The sequence below is a fragment of the Zemynaea arenosa genome (assembly GCF_004614185.1).
Classification (GTDB): Bacteria; Pseudomonadota; Gammaproteobacteria; order Burkholderiales; family Burkholderiaceae_D; genus Telluria; species Telluria arenosa.
In genome coordinates, this window is sequence record NZ_SPVF01000229.1 from 1 (window position 1) to 7,812 (window position 7,812).

A 7,812-nucleotide genomic window follows, 5' to 3' on the forward strand; every position below is an offset into this window, starting at 1 on the left:
CCCTGCAGCACGGCCGCGGGCGTGCCGGGTCCGCCGGCCTGCTGCGGCAGTACGGAATGACGGCCCACCCAGTCCGGGCGGACGGCCAGCACAACCAGGTAAAGGCCCAGGCCGATGGTGACGGCTTGGGCGAGGATCAGCCAGTATCGTTTCATCCAGTACCCGCTTTCTGCGGCGGGCTCCACAGTGAGGTCCCGCTCAGGACAGCGGCGTGCGGGGCGGTTGCTTGGTCAGCGCATCGCGGATCTCGCGCAGCAGCAGCACGTCCTCGGCCGGGGCCGGATCGGGCGCCGGCGCCGACAGCCGGGCCCTCTGCACCAGGCGCACCATCTGGAACACGATGAAGGCCAGGATCAGGAAGTTCAGCACGATGGAGAAAAAGTTGCCGTAAGCGAGCACCGCGCCCAGTTTCTTGGCCTCCGCCAGCGGCAGGCCGGGGGCCTGGCCGTTGAGCGGAACGTAGTAGCTCGAGAAATCCAGCCCGCCCAGCAGCTTGCCGATCGGCGGCATGATCAGGTCCTGCACGGCGGAATCGACGATCTTGGCGAACGCCGCGCCGATGATGACACCGACGGCCAGGTCGATCACATTGCCCTTCATGGCAAAGGTCTTGAAGTCCTGCATCATGCCCATGGTGCGCTCCCCGATATCGAATTGATATCCCGTGATCTTACCAAAGCTCGCCCAAGGCTGGGTTTCAGCTTGCGGCTAGCACAGATTCGCGCCCCATGTGGCTCAGGCAATTATTTTTGTTTAAAACGTTTGGTGCATACTTTATAATTTAAGGTTGCGGTAGCTCCACAGAGCTTTACGAAACAGGTTGTTTTTTTCTCTCGATTGGGGTTGGTATGAGTAATGAAAAGCAGGTCGATGCAGGCCGGCGCGGACTGCTCGTCGCCACGTGTGCGGCGGGTGGTGTGGTCGGTGTGTCAACGGGGGCAGCACTCATCAGCACGTTTCAGCCGTCGGAGCGAGCGAAAGCCGCAGGCGCGCCCGTCGAAGTCGACATTTCCGATGTAGCCCCGGGCACCATGAAGGTGGTCGAGTGGCGCGGCAAGCCTGTGTGGATCCTGCGCCGCACCCCCGAAATGCTGGCCAGCCTGAAAAAGAACGACGAAAAGGTCGCTGACCCGAATTCGGACAAATTCTTCCAGATCGAGACCCCGGCCTACGCCAAGAACGAAACCCGGTCGCGCAAGGAGCACGAGGAAGTGCTGGTCGTGGTCGGGATCTGCTCCCACCTCGGCTGCTCCCCGTCCTCCCGCTTTGCCACCGGCGCCCAGCCCAACCTGCCGGACGACTGGAACGGCGGTTTCCTGTGCCCCTGCCACGGCTCGACCTTCGACCTGGCCGCGCGCGTGTTCAAGAACAAGCCGGCGCCGGCCAACATGGATGTCCCGCCGTATATGTTCCTGGCCGACAATCGCATCCTGATCGGCAAAGACGAAAAAGGGGAGGCATAAACCATGGCTGGTGCATTCAAAGAAACCAAATTCCCGGCCGACGCGCCGGCGTCCACCAAAGCGGTGGGCTGGATCGACGACCGCTTCCCGCTGTCCAAGCTGTGGAACGACCAGTGGGGCAAGTACTACGCCCCGAAGAACTTCAACTTCTGGTACATCTTCGGCTCGCTGGCCATGCTGGTGCTGGTGCTGCAGATCGTCACCGGCATCTTCCTGACGATGCACTACAAGCCGGACGCGGGCCTCGCCTTCGGTTCGGTCGAGTACATCATGCGCGAAGTGCCGTGGGGCTGGCTGGTGCGCTACATGCACTCGACCGGCGCCTCGTCGTTCTTCATCATCGTCTACCTGCACATGACCCGCGGGCTGCTGTACGGCTCGTACCGCAAGCCGCGTGAACTGATCTGGCTGTTCGGTTTCGCCATCTTTCTGTGCCTGATGGCCGAGGCCTTCTTCGGCTACCTGCTGCCATGGGGCCAGATGTCGTACTGGGGCGCGCAGGTGATCGTCAACCTGTTCGGCGCCATTCCGCTGATCGGGCCGGACCTGTCGCTGTGGATCCGCGGCGACTACGTGGTGTCGGACGCGACCCTGAATCGCTTCTTCGCCTTCCACGTGATCGCGATCCCGCTGGTCCTGCTGGGCCTGGTGGCGGCGCACCTGATCGCGCTGCATGAGATCGGTTCGTCGAACCCGGACGGCATCGAAGTCAAGGAGAACCTGGGCGCCGACGGCCACCCGGTCGACTCGATCCCCTCGCACCCGTACTACACGGTGCACGACCTGTTCGGCGTGTCGGTGTTCCTGCTGATCTTCTCGACCGTCGTGTTCTTCGCGCCGGAAATGGGCGGGTACTTCCTGGAATACAACAACTTCATCCCGGCCGACTCGCTGAAGACCCCGCCGCACATCGCGCCGACCTGGTACTTCACGCCGTTCTACTCGGTGCTGCGCGCCACCACGTCGGACTTCCTGAACGTGGTGATCGTGGCCGTGGCCGCGTATGTCGTGTTCGTGTGGCTGAAGTCGCGCCTGTCGTTCAAGACCAAGGTCGTGATCGCCGCCATCGCCCTGCTGTGCATCATCGGCATGCTGCCGGGGATGCTGGACGCGAAGTTCTGGGGCGTGGTGCTGTTCGGTTCCTCGGTGGTGATCCTGGCCTTCATGCCGTGGCTGGACCACTCCAAGGTCAAGTCGATCCGCTACCGTCCGGACTGGCACAAGTATGTGTACGCCGTGTTCTTCGCCTCGTTCGTGATTCTCGGCTACCTCGGCACCCAGATGCCGACCCCGGGCTACACGATCCTGTCGCAAGTGTGCACCCTGCTGTACTTCAGCTTCTTCCTGCTGATGCCCTGGTGGAGCTCGTGGGGGACTTTCAAGCCCGTCCCGACCCGCGTTACCTACCACGGCCATTGATAGCGAGGATATGCACATGACTTTTTCGAAGAAACTGATCGCCATCCTGGCCCTGGCTGTCCCGGGCCTGGTGTTTGCCAGCGAAGGCGTCGCGCTGGACAAGGCGCCCGAGCGCACCAGCCTGGCGTCGCTGCAGAATGGCGCCAAGCTGTTCGTCAACTACTGCCTGAACTGCCACTCGGCCTCCGCCATGCGCTACAACCGCCTGCGCGACCTCGGCCTGTCGGAAGACCAGATCAAGAACAACCTGCTCTTCACCCAGGACAAGGTCGGCGGCATGATGACCACGGCCCTCAAGGCCGAGGACGCCAAGGTCTGGTTCGGCGTGGTCCCGCCGGACCTGTCCGTGATCGCGCGCGCCAAGGCGTCCGAGCACGGCACCGGCGGCGATTACCTGTACACTTACCTGCGCACCTTCTACAAGGACGACACCCGCCCGACCGGCTGGAACAACCTGGTGATGCCGAACGTGGCGATGCCGCACGTGCTGTGGCAGATGCAGGGTGTGCGCGTGGCCAGGATGGAAGAGGTGGTCGACGAGCATGACCACTCCAAGAAGGAGCACAAGTTCGCTGGCTTCGAGCAGGTGTCCCCGGGCACCATGACCGCGCAGGAATTCGACGCCAACGTGGCCGACCTGGTCGGCTACATGGAATGGATGGCCGAGCCGGTCCAGGGCCAGCGCAAGCGCCTGGGCGTGATCGTGGTCCTGTTCATGTCGCTGTTTGCCTTCCTGGCGTGGCGTCTGAATGCGTCGTACTGGAAAGAAGTGAAGTAAAGTACCGTAACTGACTCTTTCTTAATTTGCTGACGCCCGCCGCTACCTGGCGGGCGTGTTTTCCAGGGTGAGCCGCTCGTCGATTCACCCTTTTGTTTCTAAGGAACTACACAAAATGATGGTTCTCTACTCCGGCACCACGTGCCCATTCTCCCAACGCTGCCGTCTGGTCCTGTTCGAAAAGGGCATGGACTTCGAGGTGCGCGACGTTGACCTGTTCAACAAGCCAGAGGACATCTCGACCATGAACCCGTATGGCCAGGTGCCGATCCTGGTCGAGCGGGAACTGATCCTGTATGAGTCGAACATCATCAACGAGTACATCGACGAGCGCTTCCCGCATCCGCAGCTGATGCCGGCCGACCCGCTGATGCGCGCGCGCGCCCGCCTGATGCTGTTCAACTTCGAGAAAGAGCTGTTCGTGCACGTGCACACGCTCGAATCGGAGCGCAACAAGGCCAACGACAAGAGCCACGACAAGGCGCGCAGCGAAATCCGCGACCGCCTGACCACGCTCGCGCCGCTGTTCCTGAAGAACAAGTACATGCTCGGCGACGAGTTCTCGATGCTGGACGTGGCCGTCGCCCCGCTGCTATGGCGCCTGGACCACTACGGCATCGAGCTGTCCAAGACCGCCGCGCCGCTGATGAAGTACGCCGAGCGCATCTTCTCGCGCCCGGCCTACATCGAAGCGCTGACGCCGTCCGAGAAGGTGATGCGCCGCTGATTGTGGCGGTGCGCCTGCTTGCCCGTTCCGCTGCGTGCTCGCGCACGCCGCGGGGCGCGCAAACGCACTAGAATTTGCCCATGCCAGAGATTTCCACCAAGCCGTACATGTTGCGCGCCATTTACGAATGGTGCACCGACAGCGGGTACACGCCCTACATCGCCGTGAAGGTCGACGCGGCCACCACCGTGCCGATGGAGTACGTCAAGAAGGGCGAGATCGTCCTCAACATCAGCTTCGGCGCCACCAGCGGGCTGAAGATGGACAATGACGCGATCACCTTCCACGCCCGCTTCGCCGGGGTGTCGCGCGAGATCTACGTGCCGGTGCAGAACGTGCTGGCGATCTACGCCAACGAGAATGGGCAGGGGATGGCGTTCGAGGTGGCCAAGACCGCGGCCGAGATGCCGCCGGCGGAGCGCAAGCCTGCGTCGGAGCCCACCGCGCCGGCCGCGGCGCCGGCTCCCGCCACGCCGTCGCTGTCGGCCGTCAGCACCAAGCCGGCCTCCTCCGAGACTCCCGACGGGCCGGACGAGCCGCCCAAGAAAGGCGGGCGCCCGACCCTCACCCGTATCAAGTGATCATGCGCGCGCCGGGGCGTCTTCTTGACTCTTCGGCAAGCGCCCGATCGCGTATAATCCCCCTTCTACGCCGGCTTAGCTCAGTTGGTAGAGCAGTTGATTTGTAATCATCAGGTCGCGGGTTCGATTCCTGCAGCCGGCACCATTGCCCAGTCCCCCACAATGGACATTTCCCAGCGCGCCCAGCTTATCCGCCCGTTTCAAGCGATGGAGTTCGGCAAGCGTGCTGCCGCGCTGGAAGCACAAGGTCATCGCGTCATTCGGCTGAACCTCGGTGAGCCCGACTTCGGGGCGCCACCGGCCGTGCTGGCCGCGGCGAAATCCGCGCTGGATCAGCCTTTGCCTTACACATCCGCGCTGGGCCTGCCGTCCTTGCGCGAAGCGATCGCGCGGTTCTACCTGACCCAGCATGGCGTGACGATTCCTGCACACCGGGTGATCGTCACCGCCGGCGCGTCCGCGGCGCTTCTCCTCATCACGGCCACGCTCGTCAATCCAGGGGACGACGTGCTGGTCGGTGATCCCTCCTACCCATGCAATCGCCAGTTCCTGTCCAGCTTTGGGGCGCACGTCCGCATGGTGCCCACCGGCCCGGACACGCGCTTCCAGCTGGACGCTGCCGCCCTGCGCAAGTCCTGGAGCGCCGGGACCAAAGGGGTGATGCTGGCCACGCCGTCCAATCCCACGGGGACCCTGATGCCCTTCGACGAGCTGGGCGCCATTTGCGCGTGGGCGCGCGCCCATGGTGCGTGGCGCATCGTCGACGAGATCTATCTGAACCTGGCGGACGGCGGCGCGCAGACGGTATTGGCGGTCGACCAGGATGCCTTCGTCATCAACAGCTTTTCCAAATTCTTCGGGATGACCGGCTGGCGGCTCGGCTGGTGCGTGGTACCGGACGCGTTTATCCCGGCGGTCGAAGCGCTGGCCCAGAATTACTATATTTGTCCGTCAACCGTGGCGCAGCAAGCCGCGCTGGCCTGCTTTACGCCCGCGTCGCTGACGGTCGCGGAAGAGCGTCGCCAGATCCTGGCGCGCCGCCGCCAGATTGTGTTGTCAGGGTTGGCCGGGATGGGGCTGCCGGTCCCGGTGCCACCGGACGGCGCGTTCTATGTCTACATCGATGTCAGCCAGACCGGCATGACCTCATGGCAGTTCTGCGAGCGGGTCCTGGACCAGGCCCACGTGGCTTTGACGCCAGGGATGGACTTTGGCGATTGCGGAGCCGAGCGCTACGTGCGGCTGTCCTACGCGGCGGCCGAAGACGAGCTCGTCGAGGCGCTGGCTCGGCTAAGGGCCTTCCTCGTCTAGCGCTTAGAGGCCGCGGTATTGCCGGGCGAACTTCTGGTGGCGCGGCGACGTGCGGACGACCGGGCGGACTTCTGGCAAGGTCTCTTCCGCCTTGCGGTTCCAGGTGTGAATGAGCGAGCGTTCACCGCAGTGCGAGCAGAGGATGTGCTTGCTCACGAAGGTCAGCCGCATAAGCGTCGTGCGCGGAATGCGGCGCGTGAAGGTGGAACCACAGCTGGGGCAAGGGCACATGATTTTGGTCCGGCGGTCGAGTCATCTCAGCCATAAGCATGCAAAGTTTCCCGGCCGCCGACCGTTCGGGAACGCACATAGTGCGGCTGCGCTACACTCGGGCCATGTACTCACACATTTTTCTGGGCGTCTCGGACTTCGAGCGCGCGCTCGCTTTCTATGAGCCTTTGATGGCGGTGCTCGGCATCCCGCCGCGCTTTGTCGACCGCGACAAGCCGTGGGCCGGCTGGCAGTCGCCGGTGCACGGTCCGCGGCCGCTGTTCCTGATCGGGCATCCGTTCGACGGTGCCCCGGCCACCGCAGGGAATGGTGCGATGACGGCCTTCCTGGCGCCGTCCCGTGCGGCTGTGGATGCGGCGCATGCGGGCGCCCTGGCCCGCGGCGGCCGCTGCGAAGGTGCGCCGGGACCGCGGCCGCAGTATCACGCGGACTATTACGGCGCCTACTTCCGCGATCCGGACGGGAACAAGCTGTGCGTCGTGTACCACGGCGCACCGGCCTGAGATTGCACCGCTAGGGGTAATGTTCCGCGTCCGGCGGCGGCACCACCCAGCTGTGCATGCGCTCTTCGTAGACGGACACCGTGGGCGGCGGGAACGTCGGGTCGGCGAAGGCGCCGATCGGGATCGCGATCGCCTCCGGCAACGCATCCGGCAGGTACCAGACCGTATCGCCGCACTGCGGGCAAAAGTGGAAGGTGGCGCGTCCGCCCGAATCGCCGGTGCGCACGAAGGTGGTGGAGGTGCCAGCCAGCGTCACGCGCGCACGCGGGAAGCGGGCCTGGGCCGCGAACACGCTGCCGCTGCGGCGCTGGCACGCGAGGCAGTGGCAGATCGAAATGCGCAACGGCTCGGCGTCGACCTGGGCGGTCAGCTGGCCGCAGGTGCAGGATGCGAAGCGCTTCACCATATGTCCTCCGGATTGGGGCGAGCTGCAAGGCTAGCGCGAATTGGCCGCGCGCTCAACGGTCTCCGCGCGCAGGAGGGAGACGGTGCCCTGGTGGCCGTCCACCACGATGCGGTCGCCGCTCGCCACCTGGTCCAGGATGCCCTGCACGTTGATGACGGCCGGGATACCGAATTCGCGCGCGACGATGGCGCCGTGCGAGAGGTAGCCGCCAGTCTCCATCACCAGCGCGCCGGCCTTGAGGAACAGCGGCGTCCACGCAGGGTCGGTGGCGGGGACCACAAGGATGTCGCCCTGCTCCATGCCGAAGCCCTCGCCGGGCGTGCGCGCGACCCAGCAGCGGGCTTCCACGCGCCCGGCGCCGATGGCGGTCCCGGTCCAGCTGCGGGCCACATC

The 7,812-nt window shown here is 64.5% G+C and carries 11 protein-coding genes and 1 tRNA gene; 8 read left to right on the top strand and 4 right to left on the bottom strand.

Features of this window, described 5'->3' with window-relative positions; translation table 11 throughout:
• Positions 1–198 precede the first annotated feature (198 nt).
• Complete coding sequence (gene mscL / locus E4L96_RS18050) at positions 199–633, bottom strand: large conductance mechanosensitive channel protein MscL (RefSeq protein ID WP_135208605.1); 435 nt, start codon at positions 631–633, stop codon at positions 199–201.
• 215 nt (positions 634–848) lie between these two features.
• Between mscL and petA the strand changes: the two genes are divergently transcribed.
• The 7 genes from petA to E4L96_RS18085 all read left to right on the top strand — a co-directional run bounded on the left by petA (position 849) and on the right by E4L96_RS18085 (position 6,279).
• Positions 849–1,463 (top strand): ubiquinol-cytochrome c reductase iron-sulfur subunit, encoded by a 615-nt coding sequence (petA, locus tag E4L96_RS18055; protein ID WP_135208606.1) that lies wholly within the window; start codon positions 849–851, stop codon positions 1,461–1,463.
• 3 nt (positions 1,464–1,466) lie between these two features.
• The gene (locus E4L96_RS18060) at positions 1,467–2,882 is read left to right on the top strand and encodes a cytochrome b (protein ID WP_135208607.1); all 1,416 of its coding nucleotides are present in this window, start codon (positions 1,467–1,469) and stop codon (positions 2,880–2,882) included.
• Between the two features lie 16 nt (positions 2,883–2,898).
• Entirely contained in the window at positions 2,899–3,660 is a 762-nt protein-coding gene (locus E4L96_RS18065; protein WP_135208608.1) for a cytochrome c1, read from the top strand.
• A 115-nt stretch (positions 3,661–3,775) separates the two neighbouring features.
• A complete protein-coding gene (locus E4L96_RS18070) occupies positions 3,776–4,387 on the top strand; it encodes a glutathione S-transferase N-terminal domain-containing protein (RefSeq protein ID WP_135208609.1) in 612 nt (203 codons plus the stop codon).
• Positions 4,388–4,467: 80 nt separating this feature from the next.
• On the top strand, positions 4,468–4,968 hold the full coding sequence (locus tag E4L96_RS18075) for a ClpXP protease specificity-enhancing factor (RefSeq protein WP_135208610.1): 501 nt from the start codon (positions 4,468–4,470) through the stop codon (positions 4,966–4,968).
• Positions 4,969–5,037: 69 nt separating this feature from the next.
• Positions 5,038–5,113 (top strand) — tRNA-Thr (locus E4L96_RS18080).
• A 17-nt stretch (positions 5,114–5,130) separates the two neighbouring features.
• A complete protein-coding gene (locus E4L96_RS18085; RefSeq protein WP_135208611.1) occupies positions 5,131–6,279 on the top strand; it encodes an aminotransferase class I/II-fold pyridoxal phosphate-dependent enzyme in 1,149 nt (382 codons plus the stop codon).
• 3 nt (positions 6,280–6,282) lie between these two features.
• Here the strand turns inward: E4L96_RS18085 and E4L96_RS23860 are convergent, their stop codons facing one another.
• A complete protein-coding gene (locus tag E4L96_RS23860) occupies positions 6,283–6,450 on the bottom strand; it encodes a hypothetical protein (RefSeq protein ID WP_167758733.1) in 168 nt (55 codons plus the stop codon).
• 164 nt (positions 6,451–6,614) lie between these two features.
• On the opposite strand from E4L96_RS23860, the gene E4L96_RS18090 reads away from it, so the two are divergent.
• Positions 6,615–7,013, top strand: a complete 399-nt coding sequence (locus tag E4L96_RS18090; protein ID WP_135208612.1) for a VOC family protein — start codon at positions 6,615–6,617, stop codon at positions 7,011–7,013.
• A 10-nt stretch (positions 7,014–7,023) separates the two neighbouring features.
• Here the strand turns inward: E4L96_RS18090 and E4L96_RS18095 are convergent, their stop codons facing one another.
• A complete protein-coding gene (locus E4L96_RS18095) occupies positions 7,024–7,419 on the bottom strand; it encodes a GFA family protein (RefSeq protein WP_135208613.1) in 396 nt (131 codons plus the stop codon).
• Positions 7,420–7,449: 30 nt separating this feature from the next.
• A partial coding sequence (locus E4L96_RS18100) for a PEP-utilizing enzyme (protein ID WP_267874339.1) occupies positions 7,450–7,812 on the bottom strand: 363 nt, incomplete at its 5' end.